This is a genomic window from Desulfatitalea tepidiphila, from assembly GCF_001293685.1.
Lineage (GTDB): Bacteria > Desulfobacterota > Desulfobacteria > Desulfobacterales > Desulfosarcinaceae > Desulfatitalea > Desulfatitalea tepidiphila.
The window spans coordinates 147237-168954 of record NZ_BCAG01000003.1 but is presented as its reverse complement, the minus strand read 5'-3'; the positions used below and the strand labels follow the sequence as shown (position 1 = coordinate 168954).

The 21718-nt window shown below is 58.3% G+C and carries 17 protein-coding genes; 10 read left to right on the top strand and 7 right to left on the bottom strand.

The window, feature by feature from the left end; all coding sequences use genetic code 11:
- Positions 1 to 402: 402 nt before the first annotated feature.
- Together DFT_RS05375 and DFT_RS05370 are read right to left on the bottom strand one after the other, a co-directional pair.
- The gene (locus tag DFT_RS05375) at positions 403 to 891 is read right to left on the bottom strand and encodes a universal stress protein (protein ID WP_054030225.1); all 489 of its coding nucleotides are present in this window, start codon (positions 889 to 891) and stop codon (positions 403 to 405) included.
- Between the two features lie 26 nt (positions 892 to 917).
- Positions 918 to 1967 carry an alpha/beta hydrolase gene (locus tag DFT_RS05370; RefSeq protein ID WP_083453344.1) on the bottom strand — a complete coding sequence of 350 codons (1050 nt, stop codon included), beginning with the start codon at positions 1965 to 1967 and terminating at the stop codon, positions 918 to 920.
- A gap of 215 nt (positions 1968 to 2182) precedes the next feature.
- Here DFT_RS05370 and DFT_RS05365 point away from each other — a divergent pair, with 215 nt between their 5' ends.
- Positions 2183 to 3649, top strand: coding sequence for an IS1380 family transposase (locus DFT_RS05365; protein WP_054030223.1), 1467 nt, complete (start codon positions 2183 to 2185; stop codon positions 3647 to 3649).
- A gap of 214 nt (positions 3650 to 3863) precedes the next feature.
- On the opposite strand, the gene DFT_RS05360 is transcribed toward DFT_RS05365, so the two are convergent.
- The 5 genes from DFT_RS05360 to DFT_RS05340 all read right to left on the bottom strand — a co-directional run bounded on the left by DFT_RS05360 (position 3864) and on the right by DFT_RS05340 (position 10473).
- Entirely contained in the window at positions 3864 to 4349 is a 486-nt protein-coding gene (locus tag DFT_RS05360) for an ACT domain-containing protein (RefSeq protein WP_054030222.1), read from the bottom strand.
- 131 nt (positions 4350 to 4480) lie between these two features.
- Positions 4481 to 5635, bottom strand: coding sequence for an acyl-CoA dehydrogenase (locus DFT_RS05355; RefSeq protein WP_054030221.1), 1155 nt, complete (start codon positions 5633 to 5635; stop codon positions 4481 to 4483).
- Positions 5636 to 5746: 111 nt separating this feature from the next.
- Positions 5747 to 6298 (bottom strand): helix-turn-helix domain-containing protein, encoded by a 552-nt coding sequence (locus DFT_RS05350; protein ID WP_054030220.1) that lies wholly within the window; start codon positions 6296 to 6298, stop codon positions 5747 to 5749.
- 51 nt (positions 6299 to 6349) lie between these two features.
- On the bottom strand, positions 6350 to 9622 hold the full coding sequence (gene icmF, locus DFT_RS05345) for a fused isobutyryl-CoA mutase/GTPase IcmF (protein ID WP_054030219.1): 3273 nt from the start codon (positions 9620 to 9622) through the stop codon (positions 6350 to 6352).
- 164 nt (positions 9623 to 9786) lie between these two features.
- Entirely contained in the window at positions 9787 to 10473 is a 687-nt protein-coding gene (locus DFT_RS05340) for a TetR/AcrR family transcriptional regulator (RefSeq protein WP_054030218.1), read from the bottom strand.
- A gap of 267 nt (positions 10474 to 10740) precedes the next feature.
- On the opposite strand from DFT_RS05340, the gene DFT_RS05335 reads away from it, so the two are divergent.
- From DFT_RS05335 to DFT_RS05295, 9 genes are all read left to right on the top strand, one after another.
- Positions 10741 to 11679, top strand: coding sequence for a CBS domain-containing protein (locus DFT_RS05335; protein WP_054030217.1), 939 nt, complete (start codon positions 10741 to 10743; stop codon positions 11677 to 11679).
- Positions 11636 to 12673, top strand: coding sequence for a DUF294 nucleotidyltransferase-like domain-containing protein (locus DFT_RS05330; protein ID WP_083453343.1), 1038 nt, complete (start codon positions 11636 to 11638; stop codon positions 12671 to 12673). Before DFT_RS05335 ends, DFT_RS05330 begins: the two co-directional genes overlap by 44 nt.
- Before the next feature lie 44 nt (positions 12674 to 12717).
- Positions 12718 to 14958: a cache domain-containing protein gene (locus tag DFT_RS05325; RefSeq protein ID WP_054030215.1), complete on the top strand. Its 2241-nt coding sequence runs from the start codon at positions 12718 to 12720 to the stop codon at positions 14956 to 14958.
- Positions 14955 to 15425: a response regulator transcription factor gene (locus tag DFT_RS05320; RefSeq protein ID WP_054030214.1), complete on the top strand. Its 471-nt coding sequence runs from the start codon at positions 14955 to 14957 to the stop codon at positions 15423 to 15425. Before DFT_RS05325 ends, DFT_RS05320 begins: the two co-directional genes overlap by 4 nt.
- Positions 15426 to 15650: 225 nt before the next feature.
- Complete coding sequence (locus DFT_RS05315) at positions 15651 to 17288, top strand: AMP-binding protein (RefSeq protein ID WP_200907024.1); 1638 nt, start codon at positions 15651 to 15653, stop codon at positions 17286 to 17288.
- Positions 17289 to 17381: 93 nt separating this feature from the next.
- Positions 17382 to 17666, top strand: a complete 285-nt coding sequence (locus DFT_RS05310) for a hypothetical protein (RefSeq protein WP_054030213.1) — start codon at positions 17382 to 17384, stop codon at positions 17664 to 17666.
- Positions 17667 to 17676: 10 nt separating this feature from the next.
- Positions 17677 to 19314, top strand: a complete 1638-nt coding sequence (locus DFT_RS05305) for a sodium:solute symporter family transporter (RefSeq protein WP_054030212.1) — start codon at positions 17677 to 17679, stop codon at positions 19312 to 19314.
- Between the two features lie 161 nt (positions 19315 to 19475).
- Positions 19476 to 20024 (top strand): hypothetical protein, encoded by a 549-nt coding sequence (locus DFT_RS05300; protein ID WP_054030211.1) that lies wholly within the window; start codon positions 19476 to 19478, stop codon positions 20022 to 20024.
- A gap of 35 nt (positions 20025 to 20059) precedes the next feature.
- Positions 20060 to 21679, top strand: a complete 1620-nt coding sequence (locus tag DFT_RS05295; protein ID WP_054030210.1) for an HD domain-containing phosphohydrolase — start codon at positions 20060 to 20062, stop codon at positions 21677 to 21679.
- Positions 21680 to 21718 lie beyond the last annotated feature (39 nt).

Here is a 21718-nt window from a genome sequence, read left to right as displayed (position 1 = left end):
TCTCCCGTAAAGCGTTGCCCCCTTCAGCTCCTATTGCACATGTTTCGGCAGTTCTATCGCTGAAAGATCCCCACCCAAAACCTGACATTAAGCCATAAATGTCTTTCAAAAAGTGACTTTGTCAAGAGCGACAGATCTTGACTGCGGATGTTGCCTCGACCTGGGGCTGTCACAAAGGACCATTCGATATCACTGCTGTCCAAAATAAAACTGAAAGTGGCCTGGGCCAGCTATAATTTCGGGTGGTTATAATCACAGGACCTCATTTTAATGAACCTGGTTGCAGTTTGTTCAAAGATGCTGTCCAACTCCCCTGAACGGTAGTAGATTTTGGACAGGCTTGATGTAACATCTATCAGTTAAAAAACTGATGCATCCTGCTCACCCCTGATGCAGACTGCCTCATCGCCCCTTTTGTTCACCGATCCTCACGCTGAGCAGCGGCACAGGACAGCGACGGAACAGCTTTTCGGCGGTCGAACCGAGCAGCACGCCGCTGAGGTTGGTCCGGCCCTTGGTCCCCATGACAACCAGATCGATGTGATGTTCGGCGATGGTTTCCAGAATCTGCTGGAATGGGATACCCACTTTGATCACAAAATTGCATTTACTGCCGGGCCCTGCGGCTTTCTTAAAAACGTCCTGCAGGGATTGGAGCCGCTCCGCTTCCAGATCGACGCGATACTGGGCGATGGAAACCGGGAAATTGTCATAATCCTGGGCGATCTTCTCGAGGGCCGTCGCCATCGAATCCAGATCCCGTTGATTGATGACATTGACCAGAAACAGCTCCGCACCCGTACTGGCGGCCAAGCCGACGGCCGCGTCCAGCACGATATCGGTGTATTCTGAAAGATCGCATGCGGCCAATATTCTTTTATAATCCTTCATCTTCCCTCCTTATTGATTCAACGGAATCATGGTATCGCAACATATCCGAAGAGACGGTCGAACACGCGCTGCCGCAGGGCCTGGTTTTCGTTCACCAACTGATGTTTGGCACCATCGACCAATTCAATCTCCAAACCCATAATTTTCGTTTTCAGGAATTCGAGATTGTATTTCCAATCGACAACGTCGTCATCAGTACCCTGAATCACCAGAACCGGCTGAGTAATGGTGGCGTATCCTTGAATCCTTCGGTTCCAATCACGCAGGGCGTCGAGAAACCGGAGCGACACCCGGTGAACCTGTAACGGATCGTTGCGGGTAAATTCGAGAAAGGGTTCGTTCGATGAATTTCTGCGGTGCGCCCGCGGTAACGTATCGGTAAACGGCTTGACCAAGTGGTACCCGATGGTGGAAAGGTGCCAGTATGCGTGGCGGACGAGAGGCGCCAGAAAAACGATTTTATCGAAAACAAGCGGCGGATCATGATGCAGGTATTCATAGGCGGCGGCGCAACCCGTGCTGTGCGCGGCCAGATGATAGGGCTTGGGGAGATGCTTGGCATAAGTGCCGATAAAAGCCCTCAAAGTCGATGCATATTCAGAAAAATCGGCGATGGCGCCCCTCTCTCCGGAAGACAGGCCGTGACCGGGAAGATCGAACAGGGCAACGGCGAAATTATTTTCCAGGCACGCTGCTATCAGATTTTTCAGGGTGGCGGAATGATCGAAATATCCATGCAACAAAAAAAAAGTTCCCACCGGACGTGACGGGAGAAACACCTGGCCAACGATCGCCATTTTATTAGACGTGAACCGGCCGATATAGTGGCGGTCACTGACGACATCGAGCCCGTAGAATTTTCTATAGGCACAAACCTCCGCCGGCGATGGAGCCGCCCGGGCCAGATCGAGCGGCGGCAATCGAGTGCCGATGCTTTCCATGATCAGCATGTCTCCATCGGAATAGAGCGGCTTTTCATTCGCAGCGCAGGACAGGGCTGTGGATAGAATAAGTCCCACTATCGTCGCGCAGAGAATCAGACGTCCTCGCGCCCATCGATTTATGGGCACCAACATGCTCTTCACCTTCAGGGGACAACACTAACGAAATCCAGGCCCTTATGTCTGAAAGTCTTGGACAGCCGTTTCTCCCCTATGTTGTCTATGAGGGCTTCTGCTGAGTTCTTACCTGAATTTTGCACCTGAATAGCGAGAAAGGGTAGAAACCATCTGGGAACCCTTGCTACAATGGGGGTTACGAAGCCAACCCATAAAAGCAGGGAGGTACCCAGATGGTAAAATCCAAGAAATCAGATTTCAGCAAAAACCGCAACCCTAAAGGATTTAGCCCAAATGGCGCGAAGGCCAAGAAAATCAATGCGTCAACCGCTTATGATACGTGCAGCGAGCAGCTGAGCGCATTTGGCGGTGTTTTGCCGCTGATCAAATTTTTTGATCTGGTTGGTTTTCGAGAAATTTTTGACTTCGCCTATAAAGCGCCGGCCCGTGAACCCAAACTGGGCCATTATTCGATGATGACAGGCTTGCTGATGCTACTGTTTATAGGGTTCAACCGAATTTGGCATTTTTCCTACCTGCGGCTGGATGCGATGCTGTGCGGATTTTTCAACCTGACGCGGCTTCCGGTGGCCAGCACATTTTGGCGCTATGTCAACAGCCTGGGTATCAACCAAGCCAATTCACTGCTGGCTGTGATGGCCCATTTACGTGAGCGGGTCTGGCGGCTTTGCGATCTATCGTACTACCGCATCTGCCTGGATATCGATACGACCGTGGAAACGGTTTTCGGCAACCAGCAGGGGGCGAAAAAAGGCCACAATCCAAGAAATCGGGGCAAAAAGGGATACCGCCCGGTGTTATGCTTCATCGAACAAAGCCGTGAGTACCTGCTGGGCAAACTTCGCAAGGGCGAAACCATCAGCGGCGAGCAAACCGCCTCGTTTATCGCCAAAATCAAACAATACCTTCCCGGCTGTGTGAGGCAGGTGTTGATCCGCGCGGATGCCGAGTTTCAAAGCTGGGAAAGCATCCATGAATGCATCAAGGCCGGTTACAATTTCATCATCGCCAACAAAGGGTGCGAACCGCCATTTGATCCACGGCGCTGGTACCGCCCGCACAAGCGCAACGCCTATGAGTTCAACAGCTGTGTTTACCAGCCAATGGGATGGCAGATGCCGGTTCGATTCGTGGCCATGCGAATCCCCAAAGATAAAAATGTTGCCAAAGATCGATGCGTGCAATACGAACTGTTTGAGGCTGATCGTTATGAGTACCGCATCTTTTGCACGGATTTACGCCGTGCGGCTCACAAGGTCATCGCCGAGTATGACAAGCGGGCCGACGTCGAAAATCTTGTGGGAGAAGCCAAGCGCGAAGGTCTGGATGCCATCCCCTCGTCTCGCTTTAAAAACAACTATGCCTATTTCCAAATCGTCATGCTGGCCTACAATATCTGGCGCTATTTGAAGATATTGGCCGAGCAGAGCGCATACCCCAGACAAGCGGCCGGAGGCCATGGATTTGAAGGCATCCAAACCAACACGGTGCGCATTGCGCGGTTGCGCCTGTTAATGATCGCGGCCAAGGTGGTTACGGCTTCAAATAGAGATAAGGTTCGTTATTCTATCCATGACAGCCGAACGCCGGCATTGATGTCTTTCCTGAAATACATTGACGAAAAAAGGTTCAAGCCCAGGCCATGGGCTGGCGGTATACTCCAGGCACCTGGCGGGTAGATCTGTTGTTAATGCACAAAATTTCTTGCATGGAAATATGATGATTCATTATAAATACATACGACGCATTCTGTCGGGCAGTTCTACTTCAGGTCGCTCTCTTTATTGGTACTGACGGCGGCCTGAGGACGAGCGCGGTAGATTTGATCCATCTCGAGAATTTAGCGGGCATGAGCCGTTACGGCCGTATGCGTGCAAAATTCAGGTCTTAATCCTATGCGAATATCTTGGCGGCAAGATCGATGTCTTCCGGCGAGAAGATAAAAAGACATTTTTCCTCCGGCGATGACACCGAACCATAAACGTAGTTGATGTTGATGCCCGCTTCGCCGAATTTGGCCGTCACCTCGGCCAGTGCGCCGGGCTGGTTGGACAGTTCCAAAGCGATCACCGGAAGCATGTCAAAAATGAAGTCGTTGCGGCTGAGCAGGTCAATGGCCGCATTGATTTTGCCGTCGGCCGGCAGCATCCGAATGAGCGCGAATTCAGCGGAATCCTTGCGCATGGAGTTGTAGCTCGCCGCCGAAGCGATACGATTGAGGGATTTGCCCCGGGCCTTGAATAGCTCCTGCACATAGCTGGAGGCGTCCTGAATGGTGATGGCGTCAATATTGATGCCTGCCTCGGCGAAAAGGGCGGAGAGCTTGGCCAGTTCGCCGGGTGCGTTTTTTAGAAAAAGGGAGATTTCGGTTCTGATCATGACGTTATGTCCTCTTCGATAAAAGAGCCGTTATGGTATTGGATTAAAGGTCGTATGCGGTATCCACCAGGGGCGCCTACTGGCATGCGCCCCCGCAATCGCAAGCCGGTAGAGGGTCGGCCGCCGCTCTTTCAGGGCGAACGCGTGTCCTTGAGGAGTTGGTTGCTGATGACCACCCGCTGTATTTCCGAGGTGCCCTCGTAAATCGTGAAGACCCGGGCATCCCGGTAATAGCGTTCGACATCGTAATCCTTGGTAAATCCATACCCTCCGTGAATCTGGATGGCCTTGCCGGTGACCCGGTTGACCATTTCCGAGGCAAAGAGCTTGGCCATGGAGGCCTGTCGCGTGAAGCGGGTCTTTTGATCTTTCATTGCCGCGGCCGACATGGTCAGCTGTCGGGCGGCTTCGAGCTCGGTGGCCATGTCGGCGATCATCCAGCGCAGCCCCTGGAACTTGACGATTTTCTGGCCGAACTGGGAACGCTCCTTGGCATAGCGGATGGCGGCGTCAAGGGCCGCCTGGGCCACGCCGATGCTCTGGGCCGCAATGCCAATGCGGCCGCTGTCCAGGGCGGTCATGGCCAGTTTGAAGCCGTCGCCTTCCTGTCCCAGCAGATTTTCAGCCGGCACGCGGCAATTGTCGAAGATCAGGTCGGTGGTGTCGGAGGCCCGGAGTCCCATTTTGTCCTCCATGTGGCCGACCTTGAACCCCGGCAGACCCTTTTCGAGAATGAAGGCGCTGATACCCCGGTGCCGCTGGGCATCATCGGTTTTGGCGGTGACAATGACCAAATGGGAATTTTTGCCGGTGGTGGTGAACCGTTTGGTCCCGTTGATAATATAAAAATCCCCGTCACGAATGGCTGTCGTAGTCTGGCTGACGGGATCGGAGCCCGCTTCCGGCTCGGTCAAGCCAAAAGCGCCGATCATCTTGCCGGCGGTCAGCTTCGTCAGATACTTCTTTTTCTGTTCTTCGGTACCGAAACGCAATATGCTTTCACAGACAATGGAGTTGTGGACCGACATGACCACCGCCGTGGATGCGCAGGAGTAGGCGATCTCGGACAGCGCCAGCACATAACTGATGGTGTCTGCGCCTTCTCCGCCATACTCGGGAGGCACCATCATGCCGAGAAGCCCCAATTTGGCCATCTGTTTGAGATTGTCGGCCGGGAACTCTTTAGTGCGGTCGCGTTCCGCCGCGGTTGGGGCCACAACTTTGCGGGAAAATTCCCGAACCATGGATTGGATCATCAACTGTTCGTCGGTCAAGCGAAAAAGCATGTCATCCTCCCCTGGGACCGTCTCTATCGCAAATTTACCCGATAACCGGGCGGCCGCGACAATGGGGCCCTCCCGGTTTTGACTGCCGTGATTTCCCGAACCGTGGAACGGTCAGGGGCCATAGATCACCACCAGCATCTCCGCTCGACTGTCGCTGATGTTGCGCATGCGGTGCCGGATGCCGGAATTGAAGTGCAGCGAATCGCCTTCCTCGAGGAGGTTGATGTGATCACCCACGGAGATTTCTACGGCTCCTTTCAGCACGTAGACGAATTCTTCTCCCTCGTGCTGATACCCAACCCCCTCGTGATCCTTGAGCGGTTCGATAGCGACCTTGAAGGCCTTCAGGTGCTTGTTCTCCGCTCCCGGCGTGAGGGTGGTGTAGGCGTAGTTGTCGGTACGCTTTGTATAGGCCTTTACCCGATCATGAACGCTGGCGGCCTGCTCGCGCAGAAAGTAGGTGGAGTCGATCTCCAGGGCACGGGCGATCTGCAACAGGGCACCCACCGGTGGGATTGTCTTTCCCGCTTCGATTTTTTTGAGATAATCGATGGAGAACCCTGTATCGTTGGCCATCGCATCCAGCGCGATCTTCTTCTTGGTGCGCACATGCTTGATCTTACTGCCCACCGTTTCTTTGCTGTTTTGTTTCTTCTGTGGCATGCCATCTCCTTTTCCGATGCGTCGCGCCGCCGCCGGGAACGATTGCAGAACCTACATGTTACGGCGATACTTGCCACCCACCTCGTAGAGCGCACCGGTGATCTGCCCTAGCGAGCAGGTTTTGACAGCTTCCATGAGCTCGGCAAAAATATTGCCGTTGGAAAGCGCTGTCTTCTGGAGCCGATCCAAGGCCTGTGGGGCACTGGAGGCATTGCGGGCCTGGAAGGCGGCCAGCCGGTCGAGCTGCGACTGCTTCTCTTCCTCGGTGGCCCGGGCCAGCTCGACGGTCTCTGAAAGCTCGCCATCGCACGCATCCGGATCCCGAAAGGTGTTGACGCCGATGATCGGGAAGTCGCCCGTGTGTTTAAGGGTCTCGTAGTAAATGGACTCCTCCTGGATCTGGCCGCGCTGGTAACCGGTCTCCATGGCGCCCAGCACTCCGCCGCGCTCGGTGATGCGGTCGAACTCCATCAGGACCGCCTCTTCGACCAGATCGGTAAGTTCGTCCACGATGAAACTGCCTTGGAGAGGATTTTCGTTTTTGGCAAGTCCCCATTCCCGATTGATGATCATCTGGATGGCCAGGGCCCGACGCACCGATTCCTTGGACGGCGTCGTAATGGCCTCGTCAAAGGCATTGGTGTGCAAACTATTGCAATTGTCGTAGACGGCGCACAAAGCCTGGAGTGTGGTGCGGATATCGTTGAACTGGATGTCCTGGCTGTGCAGGGATCGACCCGAAGTTTGGATATGGTACTTGAGCATCTGCGAGCGTGCGGAGGCGCCGTACTTCTCACGAAGGGCAACTGACCAGATTCGGCGAGCCACACGGCCGATCACGGTGTATTCCGGATCCATACCGTTGGAAAAGAAGAAGGAGAGGTTGGGCCCGAAATGGTCGAGGGGCATCCCCCGGGACAGGTAGTATTCAAGGTAAGTAAAACCATTGGACAGAGTAAAGGCCAGCTGGGAGATCGGGTTGGCACCGGCCTCTGCGATGTGGTAACCGGAAATGGAGACCGAGTAGAAATTGCGCACATTGTTCTCGATGAAATATTCCTGGATGTCGCCCATCATCTTGAGTGCGAAATCAATGGAGAAGATGCAGGTGTTTTGCCCCTGATCTTCCTTGAGGATGTCGGCCTGAACCGTGCCGCGGACGTTGGCCAGCACCTCGGTACGAATTTTTTGATACATTTCCTGCGACGGTTCCTTGCCTTCGGTCTCGCGGTACCGATCTACCTGCTGGTCGATGGCGGTGTTCAGGAACATGGCCAGTATGATGGGCGCCGGGCCGTTGATGGTCATGGACACCGACGTGGAGGGAGCACACAGATCGAACCCACTGTATAGAACCTTCACGTCGTCCAGGGTGCACACGCTTACCCCCGAGGTGCCCACTTTCCCGTAGATATCCGGCCGCAAGTCCGGATCGTAGCCATAGAGCGTGACCGAGTCAAAGGCCGTAGACAACCGTTTGGCCTCGCTTTCGGCCGACAGTAGCTTGAAGCGGCGATTGGTACGGGCCGGGTCGCCTTCGCCGGCGAACATGCGGGTCGGATCCTCCCCCACCCGTTTCAGGGGGAACACGCCTGCGGTAAACGGAAAATAGCCCGGCAGATTTTCCCGCCGCAGCCAGCGATAGGTCTCCCCCGGATCGGTGAACTGCGGCAGGGCGATCTTGGGGATCTTCTTGCGGCTGAGCGACTCAGTGAAAAGCGGTACCCGGATCTCGCGGTCGCGTACCTGGTAAACCAATTCGTCTTTCTGGTAGGCCTGTTTTGTCTCCTGCCAGCGCTTCACCAGTTCGATGGTCTCCGGCGCCAGGGTCTGGCGTGCTTCGGCGGCGGCGGCCTTCAGACGGGCCATCAGGGCATCACGGGTTTCAGCCGGTTCGGCGTCTTCCAAGGCCCTGGCGGCCTCTTCCAGATGCCAGACCCGGCGAAGGGCCTCGGCCTGCTCCTCGGTGCGGACGTGATAGTCACGCACGGTTTCTGCGATCTCCGCCAGATAACGGGTGCGCTCAGGCGGAATGATGATGGTCTTGGAGGAGGAAACCCTGGCCTGCGGGCGCGGTAGACTGGATTTGAACGCCACGCCGGTCTTCTCCCGAATGGTATCCAGGAGGCCGTGGTAGAGGGCGGTCACGCCGTCGTCGTTGAACTTGGAGGCGATCGTACCGTAGACCTGCATCTCCTCGGAGGCCTTGTCGAAGGCCATACGGTTGCGCTGCACTTGCTTGCGCACGTCGCGGACCGCATCTTCTCCGCCGCGCTTCTCGAACTTGTTCACCACGACGATGTCGGCATAGTCGAGCATGTCGATTTTTTCGAGCTGGGAGGCGGCGCCGAACTCGGCCGTCATGACATAGATGGAGATGTCCACCAGATCGACGATGAGGGAATCACCCTGGCCGATGCCGGCGGTTTCGGCGATGATCAGGTCGAACCCCGCGGCCATGGCGACCTTTAAAATGTCCTCGAGAGCCTCGGGCACTTCGGTGTGCGATCGGCGTGTGGCCAGGGAACGCATATAGACCCTTCGATTGCCGATGGCGTTCATCCGAATGCGGTCGCCCAAGAGGGCGCCTCCGGTTTTGCGCCGGGAGGGGTCGGCACTGATGATGGCCACGCGGACATCTTTGAGGTCCAGGAGCATGCGCTGAATGAGTTCGTCTGTGAGAGAAGACTTCCCGGAGCCACCCGTGCCCGTGATGCCGATCACCGGGATGCGTCGTTCGGGCAGGTGCGCCTTCAACTCGGCCCGCAGCTTGGCAAGGTGACCGTTCTCCATGACTTTGGCCTGCTCGATGGTGGTGATCAGGTTGGCGACCATGAGCTTGTTGTCGGGGGTGAGTCGGGTGAGATCGGGCACCTGACCGGCGACCCGCGGAAAATCCATGGTCTGCACCATGTGATTGATAATGCCCTGCAGGCCCCAGCGGGCCCCGTCTTCGGGAGAGTATATCTTGGCCACCCCGTAGGCTTCCAACTCCTTGATCTCTTCGGGCACGATCACCCCGCCGCCGCCGCCGAAAACCTTCACATGCGATGCCTCGGCCTCCTTGAGCAGGTCGACCATGTACTTGAAGTACTCCATGTGGCCGCCCTGGTAACTGGATACGGCAATCCCTTGTACGTCTTCTTCAACAGCGGCATCGACGATTTCCTGCACGGACCGGTTGTGTCCAAGATGGATGACTTCGACCCCGGTACTCTGAAGGATACGGCGAAAGATATTGATCGATGCGTCATGCCCGTCGAAAAGCGATGTCGCCGTCACGACACGGACGCTGTTGCGGGGTTGGTAGACTTCGGCTGTCATAAACCCTCCTCTTTGCAGTTTTATTTGGGTGCCGGCATGAAATGGATTCGGCAGCCACCCGTATTCCGGCCCAAAAGCCGTTTGTTTTTATTGGCCAGGTCAGCCAGATCGCGGTTCAAATACCATGATGTGTGTTCTCCACCTCCTGGTCAGGCTGCCGATCATCACCCGGGTATGGGGCCCAGGCCGGCATCGGCCAGGAATGGCTCTTCGGTATGGCACATATTGAGTATGACCGCGGTCTGATGACGGATGTAATCCTCGATGGTGTAATGACGCCCCAGAAACCAGCGTCTGAAAGTCCACATGTGCCCCAGGACGGTGATGTTGTGAGCGATGAGATCCATGGCCGCCTCCGAAAGCAACGGGATGCTCCCGGAGGCCATCAGCTGAGCAAGGGGCCGGATAAAAAAACCGGTAATGCGCACCTCGTTCTCCAAAACCAATCGACGCCACTTCTGCGGCAGTGACTGAGTCTCCTGATAGATCAGCAGAATGTGGTCGCTCATACGGTTGCAAACCAGAAAGTACTCCCGGACGACCTCGGCCAGTGGATTGCCGTGCCCGGAGGCCCGTTCGAGGGCGTCCGCCATGCCGTGTTCCATCTCAGCATGAATGGCATCGCAGACCAGGTAGAGGATATCCTCTTTCGAGGAGACATACTCATAAAGCGTGCCGATGGAGACATTTGCGGCTTGGGCGATCTGGCGGGTGGTGGATTTGTGAAAGCCGTTTTCGATAAAGAGCTTGACCGCCGCATCCACGATCTGACGACGTCGGCGCTGAACCAGGTCCGGATTCTTGACCAGGGTCGGAATATGTAGTGCTGGCTGTCGCGGTGGTGTGCCCATGGAGATTGCCTTTTCATTGTGATGATCAATCTGAACGAGCGCTCAGTCAGAAATACGTCCAGATCGCAACGGTGTCAAGAAAAATTTTTGAGAAAGGCTGAAGGGGGGATAGGAATCCTATAAGTCGTCCAAATGAAGGCAAAAAGTGTTGTGCTCGGGAAAATGATCAATATAGAATATAAAAATTGGCAAAAGCGGCGAAGCATGGAATGATTTATTTTTGCTTGGCAGAGCCGGCATTTTCGGACGGTCTTTGGAGGTTGCGGCATGGACCCAACGTGTCTGGACATTTTGCACCGAACGAATCCCTTTGAGATACTGCCCGCGGAGGTGCTCTCGTCGGTAGCGGACGCCACGCAGACTCACGACTACCCCGCCGGACATTACATCTTCAGGCAGGGCGAGGCCAGCAAAGACCGCCTCTTCATCGTGGTGGAAGGGCTGGTGGAAATCCTTATCGCCGGGGAAGACGGTCAAGCCTCGGTCGTGGGCATGCGCCGCCGTTACGACTTTTTCGGCGAGACCGTGGTGCTGTCCCGGCAGCGCTATCCCGGGTCGGCCCGGACGCGCGAAAAGACGAGGTGCATCTCCCTGGGCCGCCAGGAATTGGAATCCCTGATCTACCGCTTTCCTGAATTTTCCGGCTTCTTCAATACCTTGCTGGCCGAACGGATGCGGCTCATCTATGAGGGGTGGGCGTCGGATCAGCCCCGGGAATGCGTCCCTGCTTCGGGCGGCCTCCTTTTCAGCCGTCAGGTGGGGGACATTATGTCGAGCCCGCCGGTGACTTGTCGGCGAGAGGACCGCCTGGACACAGCGGCGGCCAGGCTGGCCGAGCAGAACGAGGGCGCCCTGGTGGTCCTGGATGCAGCCGGCCGGCCGGCCGGGTTCCTGTCGGCCCGGGATGTGCTGCGGCACGGTGTCGTGCGCCGCACCGGCGATCTCAAAGAGATTCCGGTGGAGGCGGCCATGGATTGCCGCATGGAGACGATCGCCCCCTCTGGGTCGGTGGCCCATGCATTGGCCCGCATGACGCGCCGCGGGGTTCGCCGGCTGCTGGTGGTGGAGCGGGACGCGCCCATCGGGGTGGTCAGCCGCACAGACCTGGTGAAACTATACAGTGCCGGCGCCCTGATGCTGGGCGAAAAAAATCCAGGAGCAGATGTCGATAGAAGGGTTGACCAGCGTCGGCCGGGAGGCCGATGATCTGCTTCCGGCCCTTCTGGCGGAAAAGGCCGGGGTCCCCGAGGTGCTCAGCATCATGGCTTCCCTTTACGAACGACTGACGCGTCAGGTCCTGCAGCTTAGTGAAGACCGGTTGCAGCGGGAAGGCTGGGGGCCGCCTCCGGTGGATTACTGCTGGATCAACATGGGCAGCGCCGCCCGCCGCGAACAGGTGTTCCGCACGGATCAGGACAACGCCTTGATTTATGATACACCGCCGCAGGAGAAGGCCGAAGCGACCGCCGGCTATTTCGCGCACCTGGCCGGGACGGCCGTCGAGGCTTTGGCCGCCTGCGGCTTCGCACTCTGCCCGGGCGGGGTCATGGCCAGCAATGCCAAGTGGCGCCGTTCTGTGGCCGATTGGCTTCGGGCGGTGGATGGCTGGGTGGCCTCACCTGCCCCGGAAGACACCCGTGTATTGACGATCCTGCTCGACTTCCAGGTCGTCTGGGGCAGAGAGGATCTCGGGAACAGGGTGCGCGATCGCATCTTCGGCGCCTTCGAGGCGTCCGGCAGCGCCAGCCACCTGCTGGTCAGAGACGATCGCCAGTCCGCAGCGCCTGTGTCGTTTCTCGGGACGATTGCCACCGAAAAGCGGGGCCCCCACAAGAACAGACTGAACCTCAAGACCGCCGGCCTGGTGCACCTCGTCAACGGGCTGCGGGTGTTGGCCGTGAACCACCGGGTCAGAGAGGCCTCCTCCCTCGAGCGCCTCGCCCGCCTCGCGGAGCAGGGCGCCCTGTCCATGGAAGACGCCGCTTTTTTCCGCACCTGCTTCGAAACCTTGATGCTCTTCATGATCCGGGCCGACCTGGAAAGCATCCGGCGGGGGGGCCGCCCCGATCATTATCTGGATCCCGAGTCCCTGTCCCGTAACGAGCAATCCCTGCTTAAAGACGCCCTTTACGGCGGCGCCCGCATGCAGAAGCTGGTGGGCAAACGCTACGGGATGTCCTGGCTGAACTTCTTTTCATAAGCAAAGGGGGTGGCGATCCGGTGCCACCCGCCACGAAAGGCGACATGAATCTTCTGCAGACTTACCGCAACCTGCCGATCCGGCATAAACTCCTCTATACCTATTCCTCGGCCTTTGCCCTCATCGTCGTACTCAGCGGGCTGGTGGCATTTTCCATCCTGCGCAAAACCGTGGAAGCCAATATCGAGAGCGAACTGAAAAATTCCACCTCGGCCATCCTGAACATGGTGCGCACCTCGGTTTCCGCCTCCATCAAAAACCATCTTCGGGCCGTTGCCGAAAAAAACCGCGAGGTCGTAACGTATTTCTATGACCGCTACCGCCAGGGGCTGATGACCGAGACCGAGGCCAAAGCCATGGCGGAAGCGGTCCTGCTGACCCAGAAAATCGGCACCACCGGCTACATCGCCTGCGTCGACAGTGCCGGCACCATGGTGATCCATCCCCAGCCCGCCTGGGTCGGTGTGGATATTTCAGACCAGGCCTTCGTCAAGGAGATGATCGCCCACAAGGAGGGATATCTGGAATACGAGTGGCAGAATCCGGGCGACGTTCGGCCGCGGCCCAAGGCTCTCTATATGACCTATTTCGAGCCCTGGGACTGGATCATCGACGTATCCTCCTACCGCGACGAATTCCACACCCTGGTGAATGTCAACGATTTCCGGGAGAGCGTACTGGGCATGCGTTTCGGCCGCACCGGCTACTCCTTCGTGACCGACAGCCGCGGCAATATCGTGATCCATCCCCAGCTCCAGGGCATCAATATCTTCCGGGACGAGAGTTTTCCCCACGAGCCGCTGCGCCGGATGCTGACCCAAAAGAACGGCAAGATCATATATGACTGGCAGAATCCCGGCGAACAGCGGCCGCGCCGCAAGCTCGTCATCTTCAATGCGATTCCTGAATATGACTGGATCGTGGCCAGTTCCAGCTACATGGACGAATTTTACCGGCCGCTGAACACCTTGAACCGGGTGATCCTGTTCTCGGCCCTCGCTTCGCTGCTCTTGGTGCTGCCCATGTCGTTCTTGATTGGATTGTCCATCACCAATCCGCTGCGCGACCTGGTGGACCGGCTGGAAAGGGGCGCCGAAGGAGACTTTTCGGTGCGCGTGCACCAGCCTTCCCGGGATGAAATCGGACAACTGGCCGATTATTTCAACCATTTCATGGAACGTCTGGAAATCTACAGTCGCAACCTGGAATCGGAAATCGCCGAACGCCGCCAGGCCGAAGAGGCTCTGCGCATCAGCGAGGGACGCTATCGGTCGGTCATGGAGGCGGCGCCGGACCCGATCATCGTTTACGACATGAAGGGACGTGTAACCTACATGAACGCGGCCTTCGCGCGGGTATTCGGATGGACGCCGGAAGAGTGCCTGGGCCGAAAAATGGATCATTTCGTCCCCTCCGACACCTGGGAGGAAACCCGACGGGGATTGGCTTTGATCGCCGCCGGCAAGATGCTCTCCACTGTGGAAACCCGACGCCTCACCAAATCCGGCAAGGTGATCCATGTCAGCGTCCGGGGGGCCGTCTACCGCGATCTGGACGGTCAGCTGGCGGGCAGCGTCATCATCCACCGGGATGTCTCCGAATTGAAGCGGATGGAAAAGCAGCTCATGGAAATCGGGGATCGCGAGCGCCAGAAGATCGGTCAGGATCTGCACGACGACCTCTGCCCCCACCTGATCGGCATCGAGGGCCTGGCCAAGGTGCTCTGTACCAGGCTGGCCAGATGTTGCATCGAGGTCCTGCCGCTGGCCGAACAGATCACCGACCTGATCCGGGAAGCCACCACCAAGAGCCGGGGCCTGGCCCGGGGACTGTGCCCGGTCTATCTGGTGGATCGCGGCCTGGTTTTCGCGCTACGCGAACTGGCCATGAAAACCGAATCCTTTTTCGGCGCCCACTGCCGGTTCAGCGCCGACCCCGGTGCCGGTACCCCGGACAATACGGCTGCCACGCAGCTTTTCTATATAGCCCAGGAGGCCGTAAACAACGCCATCCGCCATGGCAAAGCCCGCAATATCAGCATCCAGCTCCAGCAAAAAAATGACCAGGTTGTGCTGACGGTCGATGACGACGGCTGCGGGATGGAAGAAGTCCGTGAATCCGGGGGCATGGGTTTGCAGATCATGGATTTTCGTGCCAAAATGATCAGCGGTAATCTAACCATTCGATCCCAAAAGGGCGAGGGAACTCTCGTTCAGGTGGTGCTGCCCCCACCGATCGATGAGCCTCTGGTGGACAGCGCCCACCGGAAGGACGTGTCGCGATGACGGAGTGCAAGAAGCAGATTCTGGTGGTGGAAGACCATCCCATTTTCCGGCTCGGGTTACGGGAATTGATCAATCAGGAGCCCGACATGATGGTCTGCGGCGAGGCCAAGGATGCCCACACCGCCTGGCATGCCGTCCAGACGCTGCGCCCGGACCTGGTCATCGCCGACATCACCCTCGAAGATGGCGACGGCATCGAATTCACCAAACAGATCAAGCGCCATTACCGGGAACTGGCGCCCATGGAGCGGCTCACCGACCGCGAGCTGGAAGTCTTCAGTCTCATCGGCCAGGGGTTGAACACCCGCGATATCGCCTCCCGCCTGAACATCAGTGTCAAGACCATCGGCACCTATCGTGAACGTATCAAAGTCAAACTGGGCCTGAAAAACGCCATCGAGCTGCTCCGCCACGCCGTCAATTGGTCTCGGGGTGCCCGAACCGATTCGGAGGAAACCGATTTGTAGGTGATGGACCTACCCCGCCTACGCAAAAGCCCTTCACCATTGTCAGCCATTGCGCCGACATCAAAATCAGACGCCAGCCGATTGTCAAACCATCTACCGTGCCGCTAAATCAATAAATAAAATTCATTAAATTGCGTTGATTAATTATATCTTGCCGATCGCGCCGTCCGATGACGCCATCGTGGCTGCGGCCGGCATCAACCAGAGAAGGAGGCATGTCCAGCAATGAGCACAGCAGCCAAAATGAACATGACCGATTACGACAAGGAGTACAGCACGTTCCAGTGGGAGGTCCCCGAGTACTTCAACTTCGCCGGTGACGTGATCGACAAATGGGCCGAAAATCCCCAGAAGCTGGCCATGCTGTGGGTCGACGACAGCGGCAAGGAAGTACGCAGGACCTTTCGCGAACTGGCACTGGCTTCCAGGCGGCTGGCCAATCTTCTCACGGCCCAGGGCGTCAAACGAGACGATGTCGTCCTCGTGATCCTGCCGCGCAACATCGAGTGGTGGGAAACCTTCACGGCGTGTATCCGCATGGGCGCCGTGGTGGCTCCGGGCACGACCCAGTTGACCGCCAAGGATATCAAGTATCGCGCCAACACGGCCCAGGCCTCCTGCATCATCACCAACCCCGAGATCGCGGCCCGATTCGACGAAGTCGCCAAGGAGTGCCCGTCGGTCAAAAGCCGCATCGTAATCACCCAACCCCGGGACGGCTGGCTATTCTATACGGAAGCCGTGGACGCTGCTTCGGAGGTCTTCGAGACGGCGAACACCCGCAGTGGCGACAATTGCATCGTCTACTTCACCTCCGGCACCACCGGGTTCCCCAAGATGGCGTTGCACACCCATGCCTCCTATCCCATCGGCCACCGGGTGACCGGCAAGTACTGGCTCGACCTACGGGAAGACGACATGCACTGGAACGTGAGCGACACGGGATGGGCCAAGGCGGCCTGGAGCAGCTATTTCGGACCGTGGAACATGGGAGCGGCCCAGTTCATCCACCACACCGACCGCTTCGACCCCAAGAAGACCCTCGAATTGCTCAGCCAGTATCCGGTCACCACCATGTGCGGGGCCCCCACCATCTATCGCATGCTGGTTCTCGAGGATCTGAGCCAGTACAAATTCCCCCATCTGCGTCACTGCGTGGGCGCCGGCGAGCCCCTGAACCCCGAGATCATCGAGGTCTGGAAGAAAGCCACGGGATGCACCATCCGCGACGGCTACGGCCAGACCGAGACCGTGTGCCTCTGCGGCAGTTTTCCCTGTCTGGAGCCCAAGTTCGGTTCCATGGGAAAACCCATGCCGGGCATCGACCTGAAAGTCATCGACTTTGAAGGCAACATCCTGCCGCCCAACACCGAGGGCGACATTGCCGTACGCGTGGAACCCCAACGCCCGGTGGGCCTGTTCAAGGAGTACTGGAAAGAGCCGAATCGCACGGAGGCTGCCTACCGCAACGGATGGTACGTCACCGGCGATCGGGCCTATGTGGATGAAGACGGCTATTTCTGGTTTGTGGGTCGGGCCGACGACGTCATTCTGACCTCGGGCTACCGCATCGGCCCCTTCGAGGTGGAAAGCGCGCTGATCGAACATCCTGCCGTGGCCGAGTCGGCCGTGGTTTCCAGCCCCGACGAGACCCGCGGCGAAGTGGTCAAGGCTTTCGTCATCCTGGCCCCCGGCTACACCGGGAGCGACGCGCTGGTCAAGGAACTCCAGGACCACGTCAAGAAGGTGACCGCGCCTTACAAATATCCGCGCAAGATCGATTTTGTGACGGCCCTGCCCAAGACCGTGAGCGGCAAAATCCGCCGGATCGAACTGCGGAACAAAGAGTGGGGCAGAAAATAGATCCACCCCAAAAAAATCGGCCGGCACCGGGCATTCATCCCAGACCGATGCCGGCCGCAGTCAACCCCTTTAACGACAGAGGAGTTCTATGAGATGAAGGAAAAACTTTACAAAAAAGAGATTTGGCTGACCGTCGTGTTTTCCGTTCTGCTGATCCTCATGGGCCACTCGGCAACGATTTTCAGGCTCTTCCCCGGCCTGCAGCAGGGCACCTTCTGGGGGTTTCCGACCCAGTACATCCTTCCCATCCTGCTCGGGTGGTTCGGCATGGCGATCGTCTGCCTGGTCATGGCGATCGCCTGCAATCGCTTTGACGACGAGATGGAAGAGAATGCCGCTTCTGAAACCCAAAGATTGGAACGGGTGATTAACGAATAGGAGGAATTCAATGCCAGCTGAATACGCACTGAGCAATGTCTGGTTGGGAATCGGGGTCGTCATCGCCCTGTTCGCCATCTTCTATTACGTCGGCTGGTGGGCCAGCCGCAAAACCGCCAGCGACGCGGATTTCTACGCCGCCGGCTTTTCCATCGGCCCGGTGACCAACGGGTTGGGCATGGCCGCCACCTGGGCCAGTCTGGCCACTTTTCTGGGCGTCATCGCTCTGATCCAGAAGCTGCAGGTGCCGTTCGTCTACCTGTGGATCCAGTGGGCCATATCGATTCCGCTGCTGACCCTGCTTTACGGCACCAGCCTGCGGCGCATGAAAGCCTTTACGCCGGCTTCCTTTATCAAAGCGCGCTACGGCAAGCCCTCGACGGTCGTTATCGTCTGCTGGATGACCCTGATCATGGTCATGTACGCCCTGGGGCAGATGATCGGGCTGGGGCAGGCCTTCGAACTGCTGTTCGGCGTACCCTACAACACCGGCCTGATCGTAGCGGGCGCCGCCACGGTCGGCTTCATCACCATGGGAGGCATGTACGGCGCCTCCTATAACGCCGCCTTCCAGATGGTGGTCATGACCATCGCCATGGTCGTTCCCATGGGCGCCATCATGAAGGCCATGGGATCCTCGGGATGGTGGTTTCCACCCCTGGCCTACGGCGACATGGTCCCCAGCATGCTCAAAATGATCCCGACTTTTTTCGACATGAAATACGACGTCCGGTGGTATTTCGCCCTGATCCCGGCCTTCACCCTCGGGCCCGTCGCTCTGCCCCACCTGGCCATGCGCGTGTTCACCTCCTCAAGCGTGAAGAGCGCCCGCTGGGCCGTGGTTTGGTTCGTCCTCTTCCTGGGCCTGCTGTTCTCGGGGACCTACACCGCCGGTTTCGCCGGGAACTTCTTCCGCGCCACCACCGACCGCATCATCGAGAAGCCGGACCAGACCTTGTTGATCTTGAACGTTTTCTACAATCCGGCCCTGGTGGCAGCCTTTGTCATGGGCGGCGCCCTGGCAGCAGGTCTTTCCACGATCGGCGGCAACTTGATGGCCATCGCCGGCCTGGTCGGCAACGACCTGCTGGGCATTATCGCCCCGAACATGGAATCCCGCAAAAAGATCAAATGGGGTTACGTGGCGCTGGCCATGGGCGGCATCATAGCCATCCTGCTGGCCTTCAAACCGCCCAAGTTTCTGGTCACCAGCATCCTGTGGGCCTTCGGCCTGCTGGCCACCACGGCCACCCCGGCCATCCTGCTGGGCGTCTGGTGGAAAGAGGCCAACAAACTGGCCATGATCGTCTCCTCCACGATCTGCGGCATTCTCTACATCGTGATCTCTCCCCACGTCCTGCCCAATATCTGCGTGGGCAAAGGTCTGGTTGCAGCCCTGGGGATGTCCGGCGGGATGGTCACCGTACCGATGAGTTTCGCCATGTTCATCCTGCTCTCCATCGCTTTCAACCGGATGTCGGCGTTTTCGGCTTACGCGCCGACGCTGGAAGACAAAAAGGTGATCGACCGCATCCACGGCTGGGGAGAACACTACGAGGAAACCCGTTACAATGGCATTACCTGGCCGCTGATCGCTTCTGTCGTCTGTATCGCGGTCATGATCTGGGGACTGCAACCCTGGAGTTGACGATGAGGGTACCAAACGGTTATTATTATGTCGTTATTGATTGTTGATGAATGAACGCTCCTGTGCCCGGCGTTCCGCAGCAAAGGGGAGGTTCCGACCTCCCCTTTGCCCTTTTCATAACCGCCGTAAACCCGGTGGTCTGCATGGAGGAAAAAGCACCTATGTCCTATCTGGACGACATGAAGCGTCTCCTGCGGCTGGACGGCGGCGTCTATGCCGACATGATGAATCGACAACGCTCCTTGCGCTACACGGTGATCAATGTCATGGTGCTGGGCCTGATCTACGGGGCCGCCTCACTTTATTTCAGCTCGGAGGTGCTGGCCCGCAGCGGGGTGTCCGATAGCCCTTACAACGCGATGCTGGTCGTCATGGTGGGCGTTTCGGTAGCCTTCCTGGTGCACGGTGCAGCGGCCCTGTTCATCTGGGTATTCTGCCGGGCGCTGGGAGGATGCCCGCAATTCCTGCCGCCCTATCTCAATCTCGGCGCCGCCGCCATCGCGGCATGGCCCCTGGCGCCTTTCGCGGCCCGGCTCCAGGTGTCACCGAATGTATTGAGCGGGGCAGCGGCCCTGGTGGCCGCGGTCTACGCCCTGTCCGTAGGTTATACTGCGGTTCAGGCCGCCGCCGGCCTCTCCCGGGTCAAAATGGTAGTGTGCGCCATCGCCACCTTGATTTATGCCGGCTGTTTTCTTTACCTGTGGACCTGAAACCCCGCGCCTGATGCCGGCGCAAGGCCGACCGTATGCTTGACCACGCCTGCCATCCCTTTCAGATCCTTGCGGACATTTCCAGGGCCGCCGAGGCCGTCGACTCCATCGATGAACTGCTCCAGCGTATCCTCACCGCCGCGGTGGACCTCTTTCACGCCAAGGGTGGTACTCTGCGGGTTCTGCAACTGCCCTCGAACGAATTGCGCCTGCGGGCATCGGTCGGACTGAGTGCCGCCTATCTGAAAAAGGGTGCGGTGACGGTGCAGCAACCCCTCCGCCGCATCTATGCAGAAGGTCCGCTGGTCATCCATGATGTCCAAACGGACCCGCGCACGCAATATCCCGATGCCGTCGCGGCCGAAGGGGTGGCCGCGATCATCGAGGTGCCCTTCCGGATTCTGCCCGATTGTCACATGGCCTTACGGCTTCATTTTGGAGGTCCAGTCGCGCCGACGGAAGAAGATCTGGGGTTTCTGACGATCCTGGGCCGGCAGTGCGCCCAGGCCATCCGCGACACCATGGTCCCGGACCGCTACATCAAGACGTTCCGCAATGTCAGCCGGGCCGTCCACGCAGGCAACGACACCGCCGCCATCCTGCAAGGCATCGTAAGCCAGATCACCGACCTGCTGTCGGCCGCGGGATGCATCTACTGGATCATCGATACCACCGGGCGGCGCATCGAAGCCAAGGTCAGCCACGGATTCGCCTTCCGCAGCCTGGCGGCGGTGGACTATGCCGCCCTGGTGAAAATCTTCGATCCCGCGCCGGGCCGCACCGTCATCATCGAGGATGCCCATGCGGACGAGCGGATTCCGGATCCGCAAGGACTCGGCAAGCAGCACATCCGCACGGTGGTGGGGCTCTGCTTTGAAATCGACGCCAACATCGTCGGCATTCTGGCGGTCTATTTCAGCGGCCCGCGCCGCCTCACCCCCCGTGACATGGATTTTCTCCAGGTGCTGGGCGAGCAGGGGGCCATTTCGCTGCTCCGGGCCCGGTGTTACGATGCGCGCATGCTGGACACCTTCCGCCAGACCGTTGAAGGATTGGTGATGGCCCTGGAGGCCAAGGATGTCGTGACCCACGGCCACTCCCTCAACGTCGGGATCTACGCCCGCCGCACCGCGCTGGCGATGGGACTCACGCCCCGGCAGGCGGATCTGCTCTACCACGCCGGACTGCTGCACGACATCGGCAAAATCGGCATGACCGACAAAATCCTGGCCCGGCTCGGACGGCTGACTCCCCGGGAAATGGGTCAGATCCGGCTCCACCCCGTAATCGGGGCGCGCATCCTGGAGCCCCTGCTGTTCCTCGACGAACTGGTGCCCATGATTCGGCACCACCACGAACACTACGACGGTTCCGGCTATCCCGACGGCCTCAAGGGAGAAGCCATCCCCATCGGGGCGCGCATCCTGACCGCCTGCGACGCCCTGGAAACCATGATCGCCGGGCGGCCGGGCATGCCCCGGCACCCCGCCGACGAGGCCGTGGCCGAACTGCAGCGCGGCGCCGGATCGCGTTTCGATCCTCAGGTGGTCCGGGCACTATGCAGCGTGCTGCAGGCCGGAGGAATTGGACCGGACACGCAGTTCCCGGAAGCCCCCCTGCCGGATACCACCGGGCGATTCCCCCTGGGTTTCTGAACAGACTTGCCAGCCGGCGGAGCGGACCTGCCCGGATCG